This is a genomic window from Providencia rettgeri, from assembly GCF_001874625.1.
Taxonomy (GTDB): domain Bacteria; phylum Pseudomonadota; class Gammaproteobacteria; order Enterobacterales; family Enterobacteriaceae; genus Providencia; species Providencia huashanensis.
Map to the genome: position 1 here is coordinate 2,402,096 of NZ_CP017671.1, position 23,277 is coordinate 2,425,372.

General features: G+C 37.6%; 21 protein-coding genes and 2 pseudogenes. 11 read left to right on the top strand and 12 right to left on the bottom strand.

Going from position 1 to position 23,277, the window contains the following annotated elements; all coding sequences use genetic code 11:
• Positions 1 to 3 precede the first annotated feature (3 nt).
• The 4 genes and pseudogenes from RB151_RS11085 to RB151_RS11100 all read right to left on the bottom strand — a co-directional run bounded on the left by RB151_RS11085 (position 4) and on the right by RB151_RS11100 (position 3,819).
• Positions 4 to 525 (bottom strand): GNAT family N-acetyltransferase, encoded by a 522-nt coding sequence (locus tag RB151_RS11085; RefSeq protein ID WP_071548083.1) that lies wholly within the window; start codon positions 523 to 525, stop codon positions 4 to 6.
• 141 nt (positions 526 to 666) lie between these two features.
• The gene (locus RB151_RS11090; protein WP_071548084.1) at positions 667 to 1,656 is read right to left on the bottom strand and encodes a D-cysteine desulfhydrase; all 990 of its coding nucleotides are present in this window, start codon (positions 1,654 to 1,656) and stop codon (positions 667 to 669) included.
• Positions 1,657 to 1,672: 16 nt separating this feature from the next.
• Positions 1,673 to 3,100 carry a Na+/H+ antiporter NhaC family protein gene (locus RB151_RS11095; protein ID WP_071548085.1) on the bottom strand — a complete coding sequence of 476 codons (1,428 nt, stop codon included), beginning with the start codon at positions 3,098 to 3,100 and terminating at the stop codon, positions 1,673 to 1,675.
• A 177-nt stretch (positions 3,101 to 3,277) separates the two neighbouring features.
• Positions 3,278 to 3,819: pseudogene (locus RB151_RS11100) on the bottom strand (GNAT family N-acetyltransferase).
• A gap of 148 nt (positions 3,820 to 3,967) precedes the next feature.
• On the opposite strand from RB151_RS11100, the gene RB151_RS11105 reads away from it, so the two are divergent.
• A complete protein-coding gene (locus RB151_RS11105; RefSeq protein WP_042843781.1) occupies positions 3,968 to 4,822 on the top strand; it encodes a helix-turn-helix domain-containing protein in 855 nt (284 codons plus the stop codon).
• A gap of 5 nt (positions 4,823 to 4,827) precedes the next feature.
• Here the strand turns inward: RB151_RS11105 and RB151_RS11110 are convergent, their stop codons facing one another.
• Entirely contained in the window at positions 4,828 to 5,724 is an 897-nt protein-coding gene (locus tag RB151_RS11110) for a LysR family transcriptional regulator (protein ID WP_071548845.1), read from the bottom strand.
• Positions 5,725 to 5,839: 115 nt separating this feature from the next.
• Between RB151_RS11110 and RB151_RS11115 the strand changes: the two genes are divergently transcribed.
• Together RB151_RS11115 and ada are read left to right on the top strand one after the other, a co-directional pair.
• Positions 5,840 to 7,018: an MFS transporter gene (locus RB151_RS11115; protein WP_042843779.1), complete on the top strand. Its 1,179-nt coding sequence runs from the start codon at positions 5,840 to 5,842 to the stop codon at positions 7,016 to 7,018.
• A 103-nt stretch (positions 7,019 to 7,121) separates the two neighbouring features.
• Positions 7,122 to 8,180 carry a bifunctional DNA-binding transcriptional regulator/O6-methylguanine-DNA methyltransferase Ada gene (gene ada, locus RB151_RS11120; RefSeq protein ID WP_071548086.1) on the top strand — a complete coding sequence of 353 codons (1,059 nt, stop codon included), beginning with the start codon at positions 7,122 to 7,124 and terminating at the stop codon, positions 8,178 to 8,180.
• Between the two features lie 212 nt (positions 8,181 to 8,392).
• Here the strand turns inward: ada and RB151_RS11125 are convergent, their stop codons facing one another.
• Positions 8,393 to 9,625, bottom strand: a complete 1,233-nt coding sequence (locus tag RB151_RS11125; protein WP_071548087.1) for an MFS transporter — start codon at positions 9,623 to 9,625, stop codon at positions 8,393 to 8,395.
• A 523-nt stretch (positions 9,626 to 10,148) separates the two neighbouring features.
• Here RB151_RS11125 and RB151_RS11130 point away from each other — a divergent pair.
• Positions 10,149 to 11,315 carry an MFS transporter gene (locus RB151_RS11130; protein WP_071548088.1) on the top strand — a complete coding sequence of 389 codons (1,167 nt, stop codon included), beginning with the start codon at positions 10,149 to 10,151 and terminating at the stop codon, positions 11,313 to 11,315.
• 24 nt (positions 11,316 to 11,339) lie between these two features.
• Here the strand turns inward: RB151_RS11130 and RB151_RS11135 are convergent.
• A pseudogene (locus RB151_RS11135) lies at positions 11,340 to 12,529 on the bottom strand (MFS transporter).
• A gap of 594 nt (positions 12,530 to 13,123) precedes the next feature.
• Positions 13,124 to 14,281, bottom strand: coding sequence for an iron-containing alcohol dehydrogenase (locus tag RB151_RS11140; RefSeq protein ID WP_071548089.1), 1,158 nt, complete (start codon positions 14,279 to 14,281; stop codon positions 13,124 to 13,126).
• Positions 14,282 to 14,419: 138 nt separating this feature from the next.
• Between RB151_RS11140 and RB151_RS23335 the strand changes: the two genes are divergently transcribed.
• A complete protein-coding gene (locus RB151_RS23335; RefSeq protein WP_158516024.1) occupies positions 14,420 to 14,578 on the top strand; it encodes a hypothetical protein in 159 nt (52 codons plus the stop codon).
• 243 nt (positions 14,579 to 14,821) lie between these two features.
• Positions 14,822 to 15,706, top strand: coding sequence for an ATP-binding protein (locus RB151_RS11145; protein WP_071548846.1), 885 nt, complete (start codon positions 14,822 to 14,824; stop codon positions 15,704 to 15,706).
• A gap of 51 nt (positions 15,707 to 15,757) precedes the next feature.
• On the opposite strand, the gene RB151_RS11150 is transcribed toward RB151_RS11145, so the two are convergent.
• Complete coding sequence (locus RB151_RS11150; RefSeq protein ID WP_071548090.1) at positions 15,758 to 16,648, bottom strand: alpha/beta fold hydrolase; 891 nt, start codon at positions 16,646 to 16,648, stop codon at positions 15,758 to 15,760.
• Positions 16,649 to 16,893: 245 nt separating this feature from the next.
• Between RB151_RS11150 and RB151_RS11155 the strand changes: the two genes are divergently transcribed.
• A complete protein-coding gene (locus tag RB151_RS11155; protein ID WP_071548091.1) occupies positions 16,894 to 17,430 on the top strand; it encodes a metallophosphoesterase in 537 nt (178 codons plus the stop codon).
• A 10-nt stretch (positions 17,431 to 17,440) separates the two neighbouring features.
• On the opposite strand, the gene RB151_RS11160 is transcribed toward RB151_RS11155, so the two are convergent.
• The 3 genes from RB151_RS11160 to RB151_RS11170 all read right to left on the bottom strand — a co-directional run bounded on the left by RB151_RS11160 (position 17,441) and on the right by RB151_RS11170 (position 19,536).
• Positions 17,441 to 18,070 carry a helix-turn-helix transcriptional regulator gene (locus tag RB151_RS11160; RefSeq protein ID WP_042843776.1) on the bottom strand — a complete coding sequence of 210 codons (630 nt, stop codon included), beginning with the start codon at positions 18,068 to 18,070 and terminating at the stop codon, positions 17,441 to 17,443.
• 83 nt (positions 18,071 to 18,153) lie between these two features.
• Positions 18,154 to 19,119 (bottom strand): threo-3-hydroxy-L-aspartate ammonia-lyase, encoded by a 966-nt coding sequence (locus tag RB151_RS11165; protein ID WP_071548092.1) that lies wholly within the window; start codon positions 19,117 to 19,119, stop codon positions 18,154 to 18,156.
• 27 nt (positions 19,120 to 19,146) lie between these two features.
• Positions 19,147 to 19,536, bottom strand: a complete 390-nt coding sequence (locus RB151_RS11170; protein ID WP_042843774.1) for a RidA family protein — start codon at positions 19,534 to 19,536, stop codon at positions 19,147 to 19,149.
• A 264-nt stretch (positions 19,537 to 19,800) separates the two neighbouring features.
• Between RB151_RS11170 and alkB the strand changes: the two genes are divergently transcribed.
• The 4 genes from alkB to RB151_RS11190 all read left to right on the top strand — a co-directional run bounded on the left by alkB (position 19,801) and on the right by RB151_RS11190 (position 23,257).
• A complete protein-coding gene (alkB, locus tag RB151_RS11175; RefSeq protein WP_071548093.1) occupies positions 19,801 to 20,436 on the top strand; it encodes a DNA oxidative demethylase AlkB in 636 nt (211 codons plus the stop codon).
• Between the two features lie 187 nt (positions 20,437 to 20,623).
• Entirely contained in the window at positions 20,624 to 21,649 is a 1,026-nt protein-coding gene (locus RB151_RS11180; protein WP_042843772.1) for a threonine aldolase family protein, read from the top strand.
• A gap of 394 nt (positions 21,650 to 22,043) precedes the next feature.
• The gene (locus tag RB151_RS11185) at positions 22,044 to 22,505 is read left to right on the top strand and encodes a YaiI/YqxD family protein (RefSeq protein ID WP_042843771.1); all 462 of its coding nucleotides are present in this window, start codon (positions 22,044 to 22,046) and stop codon (positions 22,503 to 22,505) included.
• A gap of 107 nt (positions 22,506 to 22,612) precedes the next feature.
• Positions 22,613 to 23,257: a LysE family transporter gene (locus RB151_RS11190; protein ID WP_071548094.1), complete on the top strand. Its 645-nt coding sequence runs from the start codon at positions 22,613 to 22,615 to the stop codon at positions 23,255 to 23,257.
• The last annotated feature ends 20 nt before the right edge of the window (positions 23,258 to 23,277 follow it).

Here is a 23,277-nt window from a genome sequence, read left to right on the forward strand (position 1 = left end):
AAATTAAAGTGTTTTACTCATAATATATTCAAGTGTTTGCTGAGTTTTACTTTTGAATAACACTTCCTTCAGGATGTGTAATCCATTTGACTGATAAAGTTTGATGGCTCTCGCGTTGCTAGCCAAAACATCTAACCATAATGCTGTGCTGCCAGATTGTTTGGCAATATTTTCAATTAATCTGAAAACGATCATTCCATAACCTTTACCTGTGACGTCGGGTGAGAAATAGAGTTTGTTGAGTAGTGTTCCTGTTATTGAGGATTCAGGTATGGAAGATTGGTGAGTTAACTTAACTAACCCGATTGGAGAACTATGTTCTATTAGGTACCATTCAATATTTTGTTGGTTGATATCATTAATAATTTTAACTGGGCTATATTCTTGGTCTAAATAATCTAATAGCTCATCTTGATTATTCCATAAAGCAGCAAAATGGTGGCAATAGCTGTTGATACCTATATCACTAAGTATTGATACATCTTGTTCAGTGGCTTTTCTCAGTGTAATAGAAACTTGAGTCATAAATATTATCTCCTGTATATCATCAGTTTATAGCAATATGCAGTGAGATAGCTACAGAGGTGAGGGGGAAGAGCATTTTTGGATATAAAGGATTATGCAAGCAAGATAAAAGGGCAGATAAGCCCTTTTGCACAAAGTAGGTTATTTAATTTTTTGGCTAATATCTGAATAAGCAAATAAGGCTTGAGCACCGCCAGTATGTATAAATAATACGGGGGTATTTTCGGTTGACGTTTCTAAGTAATGAATTAACCCAGCCATTGCTTTACCCGTATAAACGGGGTCTAACAAAATACCTTCTTGTTGAGCTAACAGTCTAATTGCCTCTAACCCTTGGCAATTTGGCATTCCATACATAGGCGCAAAAAAATCATCCCATAATTGGATTTCTGGTGTTTGAGTAAGCGCAAACATTTGCGCTAGCTCATTTTGTAGCTTCTCTACTTTAGGGGATTGGTCTTGTTGCTTTCTTGAAACGGTGACACCGATAACCTGGCTTTGAGATAATAATTCTTGTATCCCGATAGCGAGGCCAGCGTGGGTTCCCGCACTACCGGAAGCGACGATAATTTTATCGAATTCAATATGTTTTGGCTTTTGTTGCGCGATTTCAATAGCACATTGAATATACCCTAATGCACCTAATGCATTTGAACCGCCTACTGGAACAATATAGGTGTCTTTAAGCGCTAATGTTTCAATTAACGTTTCCATCTGTGACTGTGGGTCAGTTAATTCATCACACATGACGCAACGGGCGCCAAATAGATCAGTTAGTAATTTATTCCCATTATGCAGAAAATTAGGGTTATCACTTTGAATTGGGTTCTCTAATAATGCGACACACTCAAGACCGTACATTGCAGCAACAGCCGCGGTTTGCCTAACATGATTCGATTGTATCGCCCCTGCAGTTACGATGACTTTAGCCTTTTTTGCAAGGGCATCTGCCATCAAATATTCAAGCTTACGTAATTTATTACCTCCCATCGCTAAGGGGGTCATATCATCTCGCTTAATATAAATTTCACGATGAAATTTACGCGATAAATTGTTAAGCCGGTTAAGCGGAGTTGGTGCGTTGAGTAAATCTATTTTTGCATATTGGCTTAATTGTTGTTGAAGAGACATTTAAACTCCCAATAAATTAATAAGAGAAACCAAGGTAAAGGTAAATGGCGAGCACAATGCTGGCAGTGACTAATGCATATGGCATTTGAGTGCGGATATGCTCAATATGTTCACAGTCTGTTGCCATCGAAGCAACAATTGCATCGGCAGAAATTGGTGATGTCATATCACCAAAAATAGAGCCTGAAATTGCAGCGCCAATCATATACTCAATAGGCATTCCTACGGATAAACCTAATTGAACCCCAATGGGGATCATAATGGCAAATGTTCCCCAAGATGTTCCTGTCGCTAACGACATGATGGCACTGATAATAAAGATAAAACCAATAGAGAAACCTGGCGCCATAACGCCATGAGTGACTTCGGCAATATAGGCGCCAGTATTTAATTCAGCGGAAACATTCCCCATTAAGAACGCTAAGATCATAATAGAACTAATTTTCAGCATATTGGCATAGCCGATAAAGAGCTCTTTAAAGAAATCATCAATAGTTAGTAAGCGACGGCCAATAAACCAGCAGAAAGACACTGCTGTTCCAAACATAACTCCCCAATATACAGATGTTGAACCACTTCCTTTACTAAAGTCTCCATCTCCTGTGATATAAAGCGCAATAGGTACCATAAGCACAGTAGATAAAATGGGGATAAAAAAGTTTAATGAAGAATGTGCGTTTGGGTGATCAATAATTTCATCTTCGTCATTTTGCCCTTGGTGCTGAGAGATATTCCCTGAGGCAAAATCTTGTTGATATTTATCTTCTGCTTTTTTCATGGGGCCCCATGAAATATTAGTAAATACATAGAACAAGATTGTGATAATGGATAACCATGCCATCAAGTTATAACCAATAGAGGTAATTAAAATATCAAAAGGTTCGCCACTAATTAGGCCTTGAGATATTTGCACACCGATTAACCCCATAATGACTGCACCCCAGCCATTAATTATGGCTGATGAACACACCGAAACACAGGCTGTTTGAATGATGTAGGACATTTTTTCGGGAGCAACGCCATATTGCCTTGCTAAATTTTTAGTCGATGCTCCGGCGACGAGTTGGTTTATTGAACTTTCTATAAAGATAAGAGATGTGATGATTATCGCTAACAGTTGTGTGGCTGTACGGTTTTTAATTAATTTAGTTTTATTGGTGAGTAATTGAACTAGGGCACGAACACCACCAGTGACAACTACCAAGCGCATGATACCGCCTATCATTACCATAAAGACAATGGTGCGAGTATTACCTGCGGATGAAAAAGTATGAATAATCCCATCGACAGTGCCTTGAACACCTAAAAGTAGATTGTGGTCATGAATAACTGTAAAACCGACTAAAATCCCCAACATTAATGAAAGCATTACCTGGCGAGTTAATATAGCCAGAATAATGGTCACAATGGGAGTTATAATTGTCCAAATACCATAGTCCTGCATGTGTTTACCTGTGATCCTTTATAAAATAAAAATGTTATAACTTTATAATTATCGAAAAATCATAGCATTAATAATAACAGGGTAGAATAATTTTATGCAGTTTGAAAAACGTGGGGAACAGTAACCAATGGAAAGCAGCCATATTGAATTTATGGCTGCTTGGTGAGTAATAAACAATTATTGTAATGATAGCCATTCTTGGGCTGTAATTCGGCTAATATCTTCTGTTTTAGTTTCTGCAATGAGCTCAATATACTGTGGGGCGAGGGTTGAATGATATTTGAACCCACATTTCTCTTGGGCTATTTTAGATTGTTGATTGCCTTGAAAATACCCGCACCATAAATTATCTAATTTCAAGTCAACAAAGGCATGGCGCATGATTTCAGACATTGCTTCTGGGATCAAACCTTTTCCCCAAAATGGTACACCAATCCAATAACTCACTTCTGCATCATTATCACCAATCGGGAAATTACTTTCGTGGTTAAAGGATAGGCCAATTAAACCGATAGCTCGATTGTCATTTTTTAGCGTAACAGCATAGATCTCTTCACGCATAAAAATATTTTTATAATTATTCGACTTTCTTCTTCATTTTGATGAGGGGGCCAACCTGCTATTGGGCCAATTCGTTTATCTTTTGCATAAAAATATAAATCACTTGCATCTGTTTCTTGCCAAGGGCGCAAAACTAACCTGTTGGTATTAAGTATCATCCTAAAGCTCCTTATCATGCCTATTTGATATTGGAGGCTATTTTAGGTATTTATGAAAAACAAAAAAGGGCAATACATCTCCAATTTGGGTACAAATGACAACTCATTTGCTATGATTTAAACAAATCGAAGGTGAAAGAGGAAAAAGATGCTTCGTATAAAAAAACATCAAATTGAATTATTGGATGTGATTTGTTTGGGTAATACGAATATGGATGAAATGCAATTGACCCCAATAAGGCCATCTTATGTCACTGTATGTATATGCAGGCAAGGGGCAGCGATATTTAATATTAACTTCAAACATTACACTGTTGGCAAAAGTGATATCATGGTGTTATATGATGATACTTTTGCGATGTTAAAGGCTAAATCACGCAATTTTCAGATTGAGTATCTATTGATTGAGAAAAAATTTGCAACTGAAATCGCTTATTCATTGCCAAACCAATTGTTTTCATTTTTTAATGAATATCCGATTATTACTATCCCAGCAGGGAAAAAAACAGTACTTGAAAGCTGGCGGCATATTTTATTTGAAATCGTATCAAGCCGTGGCGAATATTGGCAATTGCAATTAAAAAATCACCTACAAAATCTATTTTTAGAGATTAGCAATGGGGCTCAAAATAAACTAAATAAACCGATGGAAAGAAGCCGACAAGAACAGTTGTGTTGGCGCTTTTGGGATTTAATTACGACTCATTGCAAACAACATAAAGAGGTGAAGTTTTATGCGAATGAATTAGCAATTACCCCTTTTTATTTATCGAAAATCAGCCAAGCCTTTTTTAATGACCCACCTAAAGCATTGATTGATAGACAAGTTACTCTAGAAATCAAAGCATTATTAGAGGTTGGTGAATTATCTATTAAGCAAATAGCGAGTGAATTAAACTTCGAGGATACGTCTTATTTATGCCGTTATTTTAAACGCCATACGGGTATGACGTTAACAAGGTTTAAAAACGCATTACATAAAAAAGACAAGGTTGCTGAATAGAGGATTCAGGATTCAATTTTAGTTGAATATTTTTTTATAAACTCAATAAAACAGCGTAATCGAGGGGAAACGGTTTGGTTGCGATAATACACGGCATTAATGGGTTGCCGAGTCACCACAGTTTTACTTTCCAAAATTTGTAATAATTGCCCACTTTCAAGCGCATCCGCCGTAACAAAATCTGCTGAACATAAAATACCGGCCCCTTGAACAGCGAGGTGAAATAGGACCTCGCCACTTGCAGCTGCAATATTAGGCGTAACTTTCAACAATTTTTCATCGTTGGTTTTTATCGGCCATACATTCAAGGTATCAGGCTGTGTAAAGCCTAATATGCAGTGTTTATTTAGTTCATCAATATTTTGTGGTACGCCATACTGCTTTAAATAAGATGGGCTTGCGACTAACCGTTTTTGGCTATACCCAAGTAAGGTGGCGTTAAGGGAAGAGTCTTTAAGCGTACCAATACGGAAGGCAACATCAATCCGTTTTTCTAATAAATTTGTTATCCCTTCATAATTATGGATTTCAAGTTCAACTTGTGGGTAATGCTGATAAAACAAAGGGACTAATGGTGCAATAACATGAGTGAGAAACGGGGTTGATGCATCAATGCGTAATACGCCAGAGGGAATAGATTGGCGGGCAGATAGCATTTCTTCCGCTTCTTGAGTGAGGTTAACAATTTCTCGCGCTTTTCGCAAAAATGCAGCACCTTCATCACTGAGTTTTATTGAGCGTGTTGTGCGATATATTAAGGTGGTGTCCACTTTTTCTTCAAGCCTAAGTAATAGACGACTTGCAGTTGAGACAGTGACGTTTAACTGCTCAGCAGCAGCGGTAATTGAGCCACAATCGACAACACTAATAAAGGTTTGCAGTTCTTCAAATGTTATTTTCATTATTGCATTTCCGGCAAAAGTCATTTTCACCTTAACGCCTTTTTCATTGTGTTTCAATATGAAAGAATTCGGGTTATTAATCAGCACTCATAATGTATTTTAATAAGGGTTTTGAATGAGAATAAACACAGCATTATTGGCTTTGGCGATAGGTGCGTTTGCTATTGGAGCAACAGAGTTTTCACCGATGGGAATGTTACCTTATATCGCGCAAAATATTCAGGTAGACATACCATCAGTAGGTTCTATTGTAGTGATATATGCATTAGGGGTGATGATTGGTGCGCCAATCATGACATTACTTTTAGCAAATAGACGACCGAAAATGGCTTTAATATTTTTAATGTCAATATTCACTATAGGGAATCTATTATCTGCCATGTCACCTGATTTAGTGACACTGTCACTTTCTCGTTTTATTACCAGCTTAAACCATGGCGCATTTTTTGGGTTAGGCGCAATGGTGGCCGCTAGTGTAGTACCAACGGGTAAACAAGCCAGTGCAATAGCAGCGATGTTTATGGGGCTAACAATAGCGAATATTGGTGGTGTACCATTAATGACTAAATTAACTCAAATGATAGGCTGGCGTCAGGCATTTTATTTGATTTCTGCTTTAGGTATATTGACGATTATTAGCTTGGTTTTGGCATTACCTAGCCATCTGACGGGTAAAAAAGTGAATGTGAAAAGCGAATTAGCTATTCTGCGACGACCTCAGGTATTGCTAGGGATGCTTTCAACAGTATTAGGTGCCAGTGCGATGTTTACACTTTATACCTATATAACCCCAATGTTAATGGAATTTATCCAAGCTTCAGATCAAATGATCACCATAATGTTAGTAATTATTGGTATTGGCTTTACCATTGGTAATTATATTGGAGGGCTGTTTGCTGATAAATCATTGTTTGGTACCTTAATTGTATTTTTTATTATGTTAGCGTCCAGTATGGCTATATTTCCATTTATCGCGGTAAATTCAATCGGGGCTGGTGCTGGTTTATTATTTTGGAGTATTTTTAGTTTTGGTATTGTACCACCAATCCAAATGCTTGTTATGAATGCTGCGACGGGGGCACAAGCTTTAGCTTCTTCTGTTAACATTGGGGCTTTTAATTTAGGTAATGCGATTGGAGCCGCTATTGGGGGTGTTATATTATCTCATGGTTATAGCTATTCAATGATTAGCTTTATTGGGGCGTTAATTGCTGTTTTAGGCATCAGTGTTATTCTGGTTATTTCTCGCAGAAATGCTAATACAAAACTCGTAACGGAAGTGGCGTGTAGTTAGCCAGTAGCGATTGAATAATTAAAAAGCAAGGTTCGGAGTTTCTGTGCTAGCCCAATGTTGATAATTAACGCAATAATTCTAAAGTGGAATAGGGGTCATAGCGATGGTTAATATGTGGAAATCTCCAGAGCAACGTTGGCAAGCCGTAGTCGAACGTAATAAAAATGCAGATGGTCATTTTGTTTATGGTGTGAAAACATCATTAATTTATAACCACCCTTCTGCTGCGGGGCGTTTACCGAATAGAGATAATGTTGAGTTTTTCGATAATGAGCAACAAGCCATTAAGCAAGGTTATCGTCCCGGTAAACGTCAACGTACAAAAACGGCACAATTAAACCAATTTTATAAGGAAAAAATAGAAAAGGCCTGCCGTTACATTGAACAGCAAAACCGGCCGTTGACACTGACTGAACTTGCAGAATACGTTGGAATTAGCCGTTACCATTTTCATCGCTTATTTAAGGCGCACACAGGTTTAACGCCAAAAGCTTATGCAAACGGTCTGCGACACGAAAAATTACAAGGTCAACTTCAGCAACAAGAACGAATTACTGATGCTATCTATGATGCAGGATACCAATCAAACAGCCGCTTTTATGAAACGGCAATACAGCGGCTAGGAATGACCCCAAGCGCTTGGAAATCAGGAGGGGGTGGCAGCAAAATTTATTTTGCTCTCGCTGCTTGTTCATTAGGAACTGTATTGGTTGCTCAAAGCCCAATAGGTGTCTGTGCTATCTTACTGGGAGACGACCCTGAGCAGCTATTGAGAGACTTACAAGATAAGTTCCCTAAAGCTGATCTTATCGGAGGTGACGATAAGTTTGAAAAAGTGATTGCGAAAGTTTTGGGGTTTATTGAAGCACCCGAAATTGGTTTTGACCTACCATTAGATATTAGAGGTACTGCATTTCAGCAACGGGTATGGCATGCATTACGTGATATACCCGCTGGTAAAACAGTAAGTTATAGTGAGATAGCAGAAAAAATAGGCCAACCTAAAGCGGTTAGGGCAGTTGCGAGTGCTTGTGCTGCAAATATATTAGCTGTAGCGATACCTTGCCACCGCGTGGTCAGAAATAATGGTGACCTTTCCGGTTACCGCTGGGGAATAGATCGTAAACAAGCACTATTGTTAAAAGAATCTCAACGTAAATGATTTAAATAATAAGTCATTTAGTATTGGTCATCTTTTATGATGAGTTAACTAAAGCTTAATGTGAGTCGATGGTGTAAAAGACGTCCCCCAAAAAATTAATCAGTACTTTAAAATTAAAGTACTAATCGCTTAGCTTATCGTTCTACAGCCCATTAGCAGTCATGAGTAAAGTTGATTTAGGTTTATCTTTGGGAGCTTGTGATTATGAACAATTACATAGATTCAGCCTTATTATGTTTAGTGAACAACATATAGATAAGGTATAAAGCCGTAAAACTTGCTGTGTACCCGGTAAATATTAGCCAAAAAGTTTTCCAATCTACAATACCTTCAACTGTATTGAGTTCAATTGCCCAACCACAAAGCACTGCGCCTAAAAAAGTACCGAACCCATTAACTAAAGTCGTGAAAACGCCCTGTGCTGTGGAACGAAATTCAGGGGCGATTTCTTTTTCTAAAAATAGGGCTCCCGCAATATTGAAGAAATCAAATGCACAGCCATACACAACCATTGATAAGAAGAGGGCGATGGTGCCTATGGAGGTGAAGTCACCATAAGCAAATAATCCTAAGCGTAAAATCCATGCAATCATACTGAGCAATAGGATCGTTTCAATTTTAATTTTTTTCAGCAAAATAGGTAAAAGGAGAATAAAAATAATTTCAGAAAACTGTGATATTGATAAGAATATGGTTGGATACGCAGAGAAAACAGAACCCTTAGCCTCAGGAGCTAGAGCCATATCTTGCAAAAAAGGAACACCAAAGGTATTGGTTATTTGCAATACAGAACCGAGTAGCATAGCAAAAAATAGAAATACAGCGACTCTACCTTTTTTAAATAGCTGAATAATATTTTGGCAGCTAATTTTTTTATTTTTTGATGTATTAACTCTTTTAATCGATATAAAGAAAACAGAAAAAATACTTAAAACAATAGATGCAGCAGCACTGATATATAATTGATAAAAACTCATTTCAAGTTTTAATAGACTAATAGTCCACATAGCGACAATAAAGCCAACTGTGCCATAGACTCGTATTTTAGGGAAATAGATATCAGAGCTAAGCTTTTGCTTCTCTAACATTTCAAAAACAATACTGTTACAGATTGAAATTGTTGGCATATAAAACATTAGGTGGATTAATGTCATAATGAACAGTAGGGTTATTGAATGACTATGAGCCATCGCTAGTAAGAATAAAGCAGAAATAAAATGAGAAGCGATATAAACTAGTTTACGGTTATTAATTTTATCTGCAATAAACCCTATGATAACTGGTGAGCATAGAGCGGATATCCCTAATGCACTGAATATTAACCCAATTTCACCACCTTTAAAGTGTAGGGTGTTGAAAAGATAGGACGCAAATGTAACTAACCAAGATCCCCATATAAAAAATTGTAAAAATGAAACTATCTTTAATCGAGTTGTTATATTCATATTTATACATCCTTGCCTAGTCTAAATATACTTTCATGTAATTGTTAAATTAATCACTTACACAAATTCATTTAATAATCATGTATACAAGCATCTATTGGTTATTTCTTGCATATTATAAAATATAATTTTGGGCTTTTTTTTGATGTAAAAGCGGCTTATTATAAATTAAATATTACATTGTTACTTTTATAAGCATTATTACATACTCACCGAAATGTTAATAATTTGTATTTAAAAAGAGGGTTGTTTAGGTAATTAAATATAAGAAATAGTTAACCATAAGGTTAAACTAAAAGTTGCATTAGCCTCGTAATTAGTGTTAAATTAGATGAAACCTACCTAATTACTAACCTAGAATACCCCATTTCACTCACCTCAAACTATGTGACTTTAGCCGAGTTGCGTTCATTTTGACATCTTATAGCCCAAAATCTAATTTCTTCGATTCATTAAATTTAGACTCAATTTATTAAATCTAAAACTCAAATCATATTAATTACTTCACTCGTAAGGGGATACTATGACCTCTAATCGTAATGTATTATTTTTATCTGCTGTTATTGTATATCTAGTTGGGACTACAGAATTTATGTTGTCCTCAATAATGTCGCCACTAGCACTGGCATTTGAAGTTTCGTCTGAACAAATTCCTTGGCTGATATCGTCCTATGCATTGGCATATACACTCACAGCACCTCTAATTGGTTACCTTTCTGACCGAATAGATAAGCGAAAAATTTTACTCACTGCAATATTGTTATTATCACTAGATAGTTTGGTGATTATTTTTTCGCCTAATTTTTCGGTTGCTGTAATTTTCCGCGTTATAGGGGGAGTGGCATCAGCGGCATTAGTTCCCGTTATTTTTTCCCTTATAGCCGATGTGATAAAAAGAGAAAACCAAGCAGCCGCGATGGGGAGTGTCATGATGGGAATGACTGTTGGCATTGTGACTGGGCCAATGTTAGCGGGTATTTTAGTTCAATATTTTGCGTGGTATTCGCCTTTTATATTAACGAGTTTATGTGGCTTATTCGCATTTTCTATATCATGGTTTATCTTGCCGAGTTCTAAAAAAAACCATACCTATCCCCACTCATTGAGCTGCTTAATACAAGCAAATATTTTACGTTTGATCATAGCAAAGGGATTATGGAACGGGGTTTCAGTTAGTATCTTTTTATTGTCAGGGGAAATTATAAGACAAAGAACTGCATTAGAAACAGCTGAGATTGGTATCATTATGGGGTTATTTGGTATTGGCTTGTTCATTGGTAATGCTTTGGTTGCGAAAATAGCAAAATATAAACTACAGGATGCGGCTAAACTAATCCTAATTTTATTAGGAATATTGGTTGCTTTAGTGTTATTTATTACAGGAAAATTACCCTTAGTTGGTGATTGTATCTGCTTGTTATTTATAGGGGGAGCATTAGGGGTGGCTTCACCGGTCAGTACCTCGTTATTGGCTAAAGAGAGTACTAAAAATAAAGGATTAGTATTATCTGTTTCAGAAAGCATAAATAATTTAGCTTTATTAATTACAATACCTGCATTTTCACTGCTGGTGACTGAAAATAATCTCTCAACTTTAGTACTTTCAGTCATCTTAATAATTAGTAGCGCAATTTTTCTCGTTATGGCTACGCTAAATTTACGGGTCAGGAAAAATAGGCGTTACCGTTAATGATGGAGCACTAACGGTAACGCACTATACGGTGCGTAATAATTGTTTTTTGCGTAATCGCATCCCGTTTAACATGGATAACCATGCCAGAAAGGTAATAAACATGAGAATAATAAAAATGAAATGTGGCTGAAGCTCAGTAAGAACAACACCAGTTAACATAGGGTTAAATGCACCGCCCAATAGCCCAAGGGATTGGGCTGAAAAATAACTCGCTTTCATGCCTTCCGGTGCAATACTGTCAATTAACATATATTCTCCTGGGGCATAAATTAATTCACCTAATGTAAAAATAAAAGCGCCTGCCGCCCAGAGGTATAAATTTTCATGTGCATTCATAAAAGTTGCTAAGCCTAAAATAAAGAATAAGCTGCCTAAGGTCATTAATTTTTTTAGGTTATCCGGGGTGATACGCTTCCCTACGGTGTATTGTAATGTAACGACCACGACTGCATTCACAGGTAAAATTACCCCAATAACAACCTGAGCAAAATCACTGCTTGCCACAGTAATTGCATATTGCGAAATCCAAGTGGTAAAAGTACCAAAAACCAATGAACCCAAAAATGTGGATAAAATAAACCATGCTAAGACTTGATCACTTAGCATACTCAGTGGGTTCCATTTACGTATGTTTCCGTTTTCTAATGGCGTTGGTTTTATGCTTTGTACAAAACGTTGTATAAAAAATATTGGTAGAGCAGCTGATATAGCGGCTAAATAGAATGGTAAGTTAATACTGTACATTAATAACCAAGTACCAATGGGGGGCCAATAGTCCAACCGATATTGATAAAGGTATAATTTAAGGAAAATATCTTTGCCTTTAAAGAGACTGTGAGTGTATCCGCAAAATAGGCTTTTAAGACCGTAGAAAACACAGAATATGAGCAGTTAATAAGAGAAAAGAACGCGATAACTAAAATAGCATTATTTACTGTGGGGATAGCGATAAACCCCAAAATAAAAGCTAACACAGCAAATAACATGCAGCGTTTTTTATCAACCCTGTCAGCAAGCATACCAAAGCCCATACTGAATAAAACACCTATAACCATTGCCAGTGACATGGCTATACCGACAATATCAATTGCCATTTGGTATTCTCGAGTTAGGTAAATTGCCATGAAGGGCAATGTTGCGCCACGTCCTATCGTTAAGAGTAGTGACGATGCAAGTAATGCGCTGTTTGATATATTAAATTTAGAAAGCATTGGCTCACAACCTAACTCATAATTGTTGTTAAAATTTTGTATAAAAGGGTCTGTAAGCTATAAAATACATAAATTTAGAGCAGTGAGAAATGGGGAATAATGCTCTGAATCGAAAACAATATTTTGCTAATGCTAATCTACCATTCACAATTAAAAATCTGGTAATTAAAGCGCCCTTATATCTAATTAAACGTTATATGCTAGATAGATAAATATGAGTAACTTAGGCTAATTATGGCCGATGTAGTTTTATAGGTATGGATGCAAACAAATGGGCGTTCAATCAAGGTAAATGATTAACCTAATTATGATTAATAATGGCTTTAGCGAGTTTGATGGGGGGGGTATTACAGTGGTTCACTGATTAAAAATCTCCCCTCCAAATAACCGATAAACCTAGATTGAGCCAATCTACAAGGTTAGGTGGTTAGCGCAAAGAAAATCATGTAATACAGGTTTGGACATACCTGAAATTACAATTAAGTAGGTGATTATTTTGTTTATTAGAAATAATCACCTATCAATGCAAGTGTGGTCAAGAAAACATTAACGGGCTTCATTAAAAAGGTTGAAGGTACAACCTTTACATAGCCGTTATAAGGCTGCGGTATACACTCGGCGGCTAACGTCCAAAGTAATATCTTGGTGTTCACCCAGCTTGACCATATCATGTGCTTTTAGACTGTTGACTAATGGTTCAATGACATCTTGGGTAAGCTGGTAATCACTAAAGCGTGTGCCTACTTGCATTTTTTCAAAAAACGCTCTTGTCAGCTCAATAGCTTTGATGGCTTTCTCTGATTGAGAACCAGCGGTAACCCCCCACACATTTTCTGCGTACTGGGCTAATTTTTCCTGTTTTTGTGGTAGTTTTTCGAGCAGCATTGAAGGAAGTACGATAGCTAATGTTTGTGCATGGTCTAAACCATATAACACTGTAATTTCATGGCCTAACATGTGGGTAGACCAATCTTGCGGTACGCCAACCCCAATCAACCCATTTAATGCTAATGTTGCAACCCACATTAAATTAGCGCGAATATCATAGTCATGAGGTGTTTCAAGTGCTTTAGGACCAATGTCTATTAACGTTTTTAGTAAACCTTCAGCAAATGAGTCTTGTACTTTAGCATTAACAGGATAGGTTAAATATTGCTCAACAATATGTACAAAGGCATCAACAACACCATTACTGACTTGTCGAGGAGGTAAGGTAAATGTTTTTACAGGGTCAAGAATCGAGAACTGAGGAAAAACATAATCGCTCATAAATGCTAACTTTGAGTGTAATTCTTCCCTTGTAATAACGGAGCCTTTGTTCATTTCTGAACCTGTTGCTGGTAATGTCAAAACGGTACCAAAAGGTAAAGCTGTTTTGATTGTAGAGCCTCTGTTGGTAACAACTTCCCACTTATCACCAGGGTAGTTAACCGCTGCTGCCACAAATTTAACACCGTCAATGACAGACCCACCACCAACGGCAAGTAAAAAATCAAAGCCTTCTTTCTCTATTTTATCAACGGCCTTAATTAACGTTTCATAACGAGGGTTAGCTTCAATTCCACCAAACAGATCAAATTGACGCGTGCCTAATGCTTGCTCAACTTCATTCAATGTACCTGTCCTTCGGGCGCTTTCGCCACCAAACAGGATGAGAACTTTTGCATTTTGTGGAATGAGCCTGTCAAGTTCAGCGATTTTATCTTTACCAAAAACGATGCGTGTTGGGTTATAAAATTCGAAGTTATTCATAGATAAACCTTAGCCTTAAAAGTGGGTGGACTTGGTTTTTGTTAACTAATCAAGTTTAGCGCCTAAATGTATTAGATACAAATTATATAGCTATGGTAGTGATATATAACCAGCATATAATTTTGACTTGTATGATATATGGGGTGTTTAGCTAATACACTTGCAGGGATGCGTATACAAGATGAAATCAGTAGTTTTGGTCGTAAAAGTATTGCGCTAATACAAGCTGGCTGGGACCCAGTCATGCACGTTGAAAGTTATATGAGAAATGCACTGTTAGCAGCACCAATAAACTAGTACTGTATAAGTTATTATTGCTAAAAAAACATAAAGTTTTTAACTATAAATGAGTTCCCGCCTACTAGGTGATTGAAATAGTTAAATCTTTATGTTTTTTGACATATTAGTTAGCCTAAATCATCTTTATCTACAATGTGTTGTACTAAAATAAACCTTAGATTAATGGTAAAATGTGAGCGTTGAGTAGGTGAATGTTGATTTTTACATTCGTATTTATTGCTACGATGGGAGTGCAGAATGATGAGACGTTTTATTAATCTAGAACTTCCACCAGAGCCAACAATTAATAATAACTGTGTCAGAAAACGATTAAAAAATAGTATTTGTGACAATTGTGCGACGAGTTGTCCGGTTGGTGCGGTGTCTTTTAGCCATATGGCAGCTGCAATTGATAATGAACTGTGCTTTCAATGTGGTAACTGTTTATTTTCTTGCCCTGTTGACGCTATTGAGAATATTGCTCCTCATGAACGAACCTATCAAGGTGACTTTTTGGTGGTTAACCACGATGAACCTGTCGCCAATGCAGATGAGTTAATTGTTTGGCACCGGCAATATGGCATTCGCGGCATACAGATAGCAGAGCCTTTGGTAGACAAGTGGCTGCCAACAGTTGCCTCATTGAATTTAAAGTTAAAAACGCTACAAGAACCGATTTGGCAATTACGTATTGTACAGCCGGCACAGGTGGATACCGGGCGTCGAATGATGTTATTCCGTCAAAAATTGGACGAGAAACCGTTAGATAAAGGCCAAGTAAAAACGGGGTTAAATGCAAGGAAACAATTTTACCCTGAGGATAGCTGGTTTAGAGTAGAGCTTGATACAGCAAGCTGTATTTTATGTGGTGCTTGTGCAAAAGTTTGTGATGAACATGCGATAAACATCGAAAATAACCAATTTTTAATAGATGAAAAGCGGTGTACGGGGTGTATGAGCTGCCAAGTAGTTTGTTTCCCGCAATCTATTCATGTCCACGCGCATACGGCTAAAAATAGCGAACCGATTAGTTTTAACTATTATGATGGTCAGTGCCATACTTGCCATCTACCATTTTCATCTTGGGAAGAAAACATCAATATTTGCCCCATTTGTGCGCAACATAAAAAACAAGGATGGTTATAATCACCTATATTTATGGCTCAGTTATAGAGCCATAAATAGGTACTAACCAAGCTAAACTTGGTTCTGCTTTAAATGAGTAATAATCAGAGTTGCAATTTGCGAGTTTAGAGCCGGAGGTGTTTCATGCCCCATACCCTCAATGATTTCTAATTTTGCATTCATTATATTCTCTGCGATATCCTGACCTGCAGCTAATGGGAACAAAGGGTCAATGGAACCATGAATAACTAATGTTGGTACATCTATACTTTTGATATAAGGCCGAAGATCACCCGTCATAGCCACAGCAACCATTTGCCGTTTAGTTCCTTCTGGGGAATAATTTCGAGCAAGCGCTTGCAGCACATAATCCCGATAATAATTTTCATCAAATGGGCAAATAGAGGAACTAATGCGTTGGTAAAATGCTAATTGACCGCTTAAGTACCCCTCTAAATTTTCTTTAGGGTTGGGGCTTGGGCTCATCAGCATTTGCATTACATCGGGTTCGCTTTGTGGCAGGTCGGGGTTCCCTGATGAAGACATAATTGGGCAAAGGGATAGTATACGTTGCGGGTAATTCGCAGCAACCAACTGTGCAATCATCCCCCCCATTGAGCGGCCAATTATGTGTGCTTTATCAATAGATAATAAGTCGAGTAGGCGAATTATATCCTCAGCCATATCTAATAAAGTGTAAGGAATAACAAATTGTTCCCCAGTTTGCATTTTTCCAATCAATTCACTTAAAACGATTGGTGGAAAATGTTCGATGTGGGAAGACAATCCTGAATCACGGTTATCAACACGTATAACATAAAAGCCTGCATCTGCAATTTGTTGGCAAAACGCCGAAGTCCAGCTGATATTATGGCCACCCAAACCTGGGATCAACACAACAGCAGGGTTTTTCGCTATACCAAATGAATCATAGAAAAGAGAAATTGAGGAAGGATTGGTCATTTTGTTTCCGATATTTTGAATGTTGTATTATTTATGCCGCAATTTCGCGTCCAATGCGAGTGATAAAAACAGATAAAAACTATCAACAATTAACGCTAACCTCTATGTAGGAGGTATTGGATTTTTAGGTCAATTCTGTAAGGTTATTAATTACAAGTACGTTATGATATAGGGGATAGCGCATATTTATTTGAATACTATCATTTTTAACATAATGACAATTAATATCTTTTTTCGGGTTTTATATGATTTACTTTATTTCAGATACGCACTTTTGTCACTCTAATATAATTAATCTTTGTGATCGACCTTTTCGAAGCACTAACCACATGAATGATACTTTAATTCATAACTGGAATGCTTATGTTACGGACTATGATGAGATCTACATATTGGGTGATTTTTTATATAAAGGGAACGGCAGTGATGCAAATAAAATATTACGTCGTTTAGCTGGGAAGAAATATCTCATACGGGGCAACCATGATAAATTTTTGGATGACCCAGAGTTTGACACGTCCTTATTTGAATGGGTACGAAGCTACTATGAATTGGAATACCAAAAGCAAAAATTTGTGTTATTTCACTACCCAATTTTAGAATGGCAAGGTTTTTTCCGTGACGCTATTCATTTATATGGGCATGTGCATAATTCAGGTAAAGACCCTGAGCAACGTAAACGCTTAGAAATATTGGGTTCACGTGCAATCAATGTGGGTGTTGATGTAAATGATTTTTACCCAATAAGCATTAAAAGTATTTTAAAAAAAGTAAATGGCTAAGGAAGCAAAACTAGCTTGCTTTCTTAGCGTATAAATACACCGAGGCTCTTGAAATCCCAAGGTGTTGAGCAACAGTCTCCATTGCTTTTTTTACATCCAGTAAGCCTTCATTTCGTAATATCTCAATTAAATTTTTCCGTTCCTCAGCTTTTAAAGTACGCGCTGTGGTAGCTAACGAAGCTGCATATTGGTCAATACGGATGCGAATTGCCTCTGTGCCATTGGGTTCAATATGTTCTTTTATAGGGCTATTTCCCACTTCGATAAATTGAGACAACATACTTTGCATTCCCCTGAATAGCGTCATATCTAAATTAAGACAAAGCGCAGCGACATATTGCCCAGAATCATCCTTTATACCAATCGAGGTACTTTTTACTGGGCGTCCATCCGTAAACTGGTTGGTATAATTGGCTATGATATTTGGGAAATCAGGAGACTCAATTCTTGCAAGGCCTAACTCTGTTGTAGGTTCACCGATTTGGCGACCAGATAAATTGTTATGAATAGAGAGAATAGAATGTTCAGGTTTTTTAAGATCATGAACCACTACTTCACAAAAAGGGGCAAATGTTTCGCTTAATCCTTTTGCTATAATATCTATTTGCGCAAGTAATGAATTTTCTTTTAGGTCTGACATTATTCTCCCTTATTTATCTTGTATCGAAACCCTAATTTTAAACTATTTTTAATGTATCTAACAGGTGATAGGCAATTATGGGGTTAGGATATTAACTGAGCAAAGTGATGAATATCCACATTCCCTCCACTGACAATAATCCCCACTCGTTTACCTTGCAGTCGTTCTTTGTTAGCCAGAGCTGCTGCATAAGATAAGCAACCCGTTGGTTCAACGATAATTTTCATGCGTTCAGCATAAAACTTCATACAGTCGATTAATTGCGGGTCAGTAACGGTAAAAATATCATTGACAATGTTTTTAATAATTTCAAAAGTATAATGGCCTAAATGTTGGGTTTGGGCACCATCTGCAATGGTTTTTGGGGTATCAATATGTACAATTTCACCGCGATAAAATGACTGTTGTGCATCATTACCCGCAAGTGGTTCGACACCATATATTTGGCAATCAGGGAGTAGTTGCTTTGTGGCAATAGCACAGCCTGAGAGCAAACCACCACCACCTAAGCACACAAAAAGGGCATCTAATGGCCCAACTTCGTCTATGAGTTCTTTAGCAGTAGTACCTTGGCCAGCAATAATATGTGGATGGTCATAGGGCGGGATAATGGTAAACCCATGTTGCTTAGCGAGTTGTTGGCAAAGTAGCTCGCGGTTTTCGGTATATCTATCAAAGTGTATAACTTTAGCCCCGTAGCCTTGGGTGGCAGCTACTTTGACCGCAGGGGAATCATTTGGCATTAGAATTGTTGCTGGGATATCGAGTAACTGTGCGGCCAAAGCAACACCTTGAGCATGATTACCTGATGAAAAAGCAATAACACCTGCTTTTTTTTGTTCTGGACTTAATTGTGCTAACGCATTGAATGCGCCTCTAAATTTAAATGCACCCATACGCTGGAAATTTTCACACTTAAAAAATAATTCAGCCCCAAATTGTTTATTTGCAGTGGTTGATGTTAATACAGGCGTTTTATGGGCAAAACCTAAAATACGTTGGGCGGCATCTTCAATATCTTGATAGCTTGGCAAAGTTAACTCAGTCATGATATTACCTCAATAAATTATCAAATTTTAAGCGTATACAGCGGTGGCTTCGATTTCTAATGCGGCGCCAAAGTGGAGCTCTGAAACCCCAGCAACAGCACGAGCGGGGCGGTAATTACCGATCCACTCAGCATAAATTTGGTTAAAACTATTCCAGTTATTCATATCGGTAATATAAATACGGACTTGCACCAAGTTGGCTTTAGTACAATTGACGGTATCTAGGCAGGCTTGCAAATTATTGAGCACAAGCTTGGTTTGCTCGGTAAAAGATATGTTTGTGGCGGCATTACCCAAAGCATCAATAGGTAATTGCCCCGATATAAAAACAAACCCATTAGCGCTAACACAATGAGAATAATGCCCTTTAGGGGGAATTAATGTAGAGGCATTCGCATATTTAATTGATTGGTTCATATTTACCTTGTTATCTATCACAACGGTGGTCTTGCATTGGAATTTTAGTCTAATATTAGATTATATGTTTGGTCAATGTTTTCCATCTAAATAACATGAGGTCTGCGTTTAAACGTGAGCAAAGCTATTCGAGTAATGTAAAGAACATCTTTCAGTAACATGGTTAGCAAAAGCGACACTATCCGGTGTTAACGAAAGTTTTGGGGTAGTATAGCGGGCAGCAGTATTATTTTTATTAGCAGCTAATAATGAGAAGTGGTCGATATGCTATTTTCCGAAGAAGAAAACACCATTCAGATTGCCCCTGATGCTTATTTATTAAAAGGCTTTTTATTAGGGCATAGCCAAGGGTTATTGAAGGATTTGAACCTTGTACTCAAGGCGAATCCTTTAAGGCACATGAAAACACCAAGTGGTTATCACATGTCAGTTGCGATGACTAATTGTGGGGATTGGGGATGGGTAACGGATGAACAAGGTTATCGTTATAGTCAGCGTGACCCTGTCACTAATTTACCTTGGTTATCAATGCCAGCTATTTTCCGTCAGTTAGCGACTTCAGCTGCAAATAGCGTCGGTTTTGATGGGTTTAAACCTGATGCTTGCCTAGTTAATCGTTATGCTATCGGGGCAAAATTATCTTTGCACCAAGATAAAGATGAAGCCGATTATTCTCATCCAATTGTCTCTTTTTCTTTGGGGCTACCTGCGCTATTTGACTTTGGAGGGATAACAAGGGATGCCGCTAAACAAGCTATCCATTTAGAACATGGCGATGTGGTGGTTTGGGGAGGACAATCACGGTTAAATTACCATGGTATAAGACGTATTAAAGCAGGGACTCACCCACTACTTGGCCCTTATCGCTTTAATTTAACTTTTCGTCGTACCCAAAACTAGTGTCGGTTGTATTCCAACTAAAGGGGGGAAATAGGTGATAAATAGCTGCATATTTAGCTTCAGAAAATTGAAAGCTACGTAAGCAACTTGAAACGCATCCCAATAAAAATTTTGTTGAATAATTAATAAGATACACCTATAAATAGTGGCTATAAAATGGTTTTGTCCAGTATTAATAGGTGAATGAATGTATAGCTTCTTAAATGATTACAATGAAATAGCCCATCCAGCAGTGATGAAAACCCTGAATGACTTAGCAGGAAAACGTTTTAAAGGTTACGGCACAGATGAAATTTGTTCTCGGGTCACTGAGCAAGTTAAAGCACGTATTGGACAACCTGATGCGGATATTCATTTTTTTAATGGCGGCACTGTTACCAATTTAACCGTGATCTCCCATGCTTTACGCCCGCACCAAGCGGTGATCGCTGTTGATAGTGGGCATGTAGCTACGCATGAAACTGGTGCGATCGAAGCAACGGGGCATAAGGTGATTACGGTGAGCTCACCATCAGGGAAATTAACGCCAACACTGGTTGCGAATGTGCTGGCTGAGCATAATGATGAACACAGTGTGCAGCCAAAATTAGTGTATATCAGTAATTCGACAGAAATAGGCACCGTTTACCGTAAACATGAGTTACTTGCATTACGTGAGGTTTGCGATAAGCATGGGTTACTCCTTTTTTTAGATGGCGCACGTCTTGCATCGGGGTTAATGTCTAAAGCAAGTGATTTAACCATTGAAGATATTGCTGCAGTCACAGATGTTTTCTACATTGGCGGTACAAAAATAGGGGCTTTAACGGGGGAAATACTGGTTATTTTGAACCCAGCATTAAAATCTGATTTTCGTTATAGCATCAAGCAAAAAGGGGGATTACAAGCTAAAGGTTGGTTATTGGCCGCACAGTTTGAGCCACTGTTTAATAATGAGCTATATTTTGAGCTTGGTCATCACCTGAATGAGATGGCATCTCAGTTAGCCTTATTTTTTGAGGAACAAGGGTTTGAGTTTTTAGCTCCCGTTGAATCAAACCAAGTTTTCGTTATTTTACCAAACAGCCTTGCTGATAATTTATTAAAGCATTACCAACTGAGCAAAATTGGTAACCCCACAACGGAAACAACGTGCGTACGGTTTTGTACGGCTTGGTCAACAACCCAGCAAGATATCGATAAATTTAAACAAGTTTTTCATACATTAAGTTAAAAATACAGTCAGTAAACCAGTCGATAACCTTATTTTATTGGTTGCTCTATCCTGTTATTTTTACGTATAACGGGCTGTTCAATGAGCTACTTTAGTTAATGTTATCGGTTGGTGTTATCTGTTGTCGATATACTATCTGAGACTTAAAAGAAGAGGCCACTGTGACTGGCCGCAACAAAATTATGATGGCGTAGACACCAATACAGAAAATAAATACGTTTATTTTTAAAACCCTGAGTATGGTGGGGTAACCTGACATAAAATAGTGATGAAATTGTCAATATTGTATCCTGTTTTCATCTGTTCTAGTTGACTCGCTTATAAATCCACACTCGTTGTTTCTATTCTCTGTTATAATCATGAGCCCTATTTTTTGACTATTCTGGATACAATAATGGTAATTTGGGTTGATGCGGATGCTTGTCCTAAAGTAATTAAGGAAATTTTATACCGTGCGGCGGATAGGGAAAATGTGCAAATAACGTTTGTTGCCAATCAGCGCTTAACAGTTCCACCATCACCGTTTTTAAAAACGTTGCAAGTTTCTGCAGGTTTTGACGTTGCGGATAATGAAATTGTCTTACGTGCACAAGTAGGCGACCTTGTTGTTACGGCGGATATACCGTTAGCCGCAGAGGTGATGGAAAAAGGAGCTTCTGCCTTGAATCCGCGTGGGGAGCGTTATAGTGAGGCTACGATCCGTGAACGCCTTAATATACGTGATTTTATGGATACCATGCGGGCAAGTGGCGTTCAAACAGGGGGGCCTGCAAGTTTAAATCAACGTGATAGGCAGCAATTTGCAAATGAGTTAGACAAATGGTTATTACACCGTAAAAAGTCATTAAGTCTATAATAGGAAATAAATTTGCTGATTTAGCTCAGAAAACATGCAAATTAAAATAGAGTTGCTAATAATCTTATGTCTATAATGGTTATCCCTAAATTTTTGAATACAAAATTATGGACCCTTTGCACAGCATTATTATCACTCTATTTTTGTTTGTCTTAACTTTTTTTAACCCTGGCGCAAACCTGTTTATTGTTGTGCAAACAACATTAAGTTCGGGTAAAAAAGCGGGGTTAACTTGTGGTTATGGTGTTGTATTGGGTAATGCGATTTATTCCGGGTTAGGTCTATTTGGTTTAGTTACCCTAATGTCTGAATTTGGTTCATTATTTTCATTGATCAAAATTCTTGGTGGTTTATACCTGTTTTACTATGCCATAACCGTTTTTAAAAATAGGACGCAGCTTAATTTATCTACAGAAAACATTGTCGAAAGCTTTCCTTCCGGTGTTTATTTCAGGCGGGGGGTGATTTCTGATTTATCTAATCCGCAAACAGTTTTGTTTTTCATGAGTATTTTCTCAACAACTATTTCACCTTCTACTCCTTTATGGACCAAGCTCGTCATTTGGTTCGGCATTATCATCGCATCATTAATATGGCGAATCATTTTATGCCAAACTTTCTCGATGACGTCAGTCAGAAGAATGTATTCACGCATTCATAAAATAGTAGGAAAAGCGGTTGGTATAGTACTAGGTACGCTAGCATCAAGGCTCATTTACCAAGGTGTAACTGAACTTGTTGCTAAAAGATAGCAGATGACAACTATACAGTT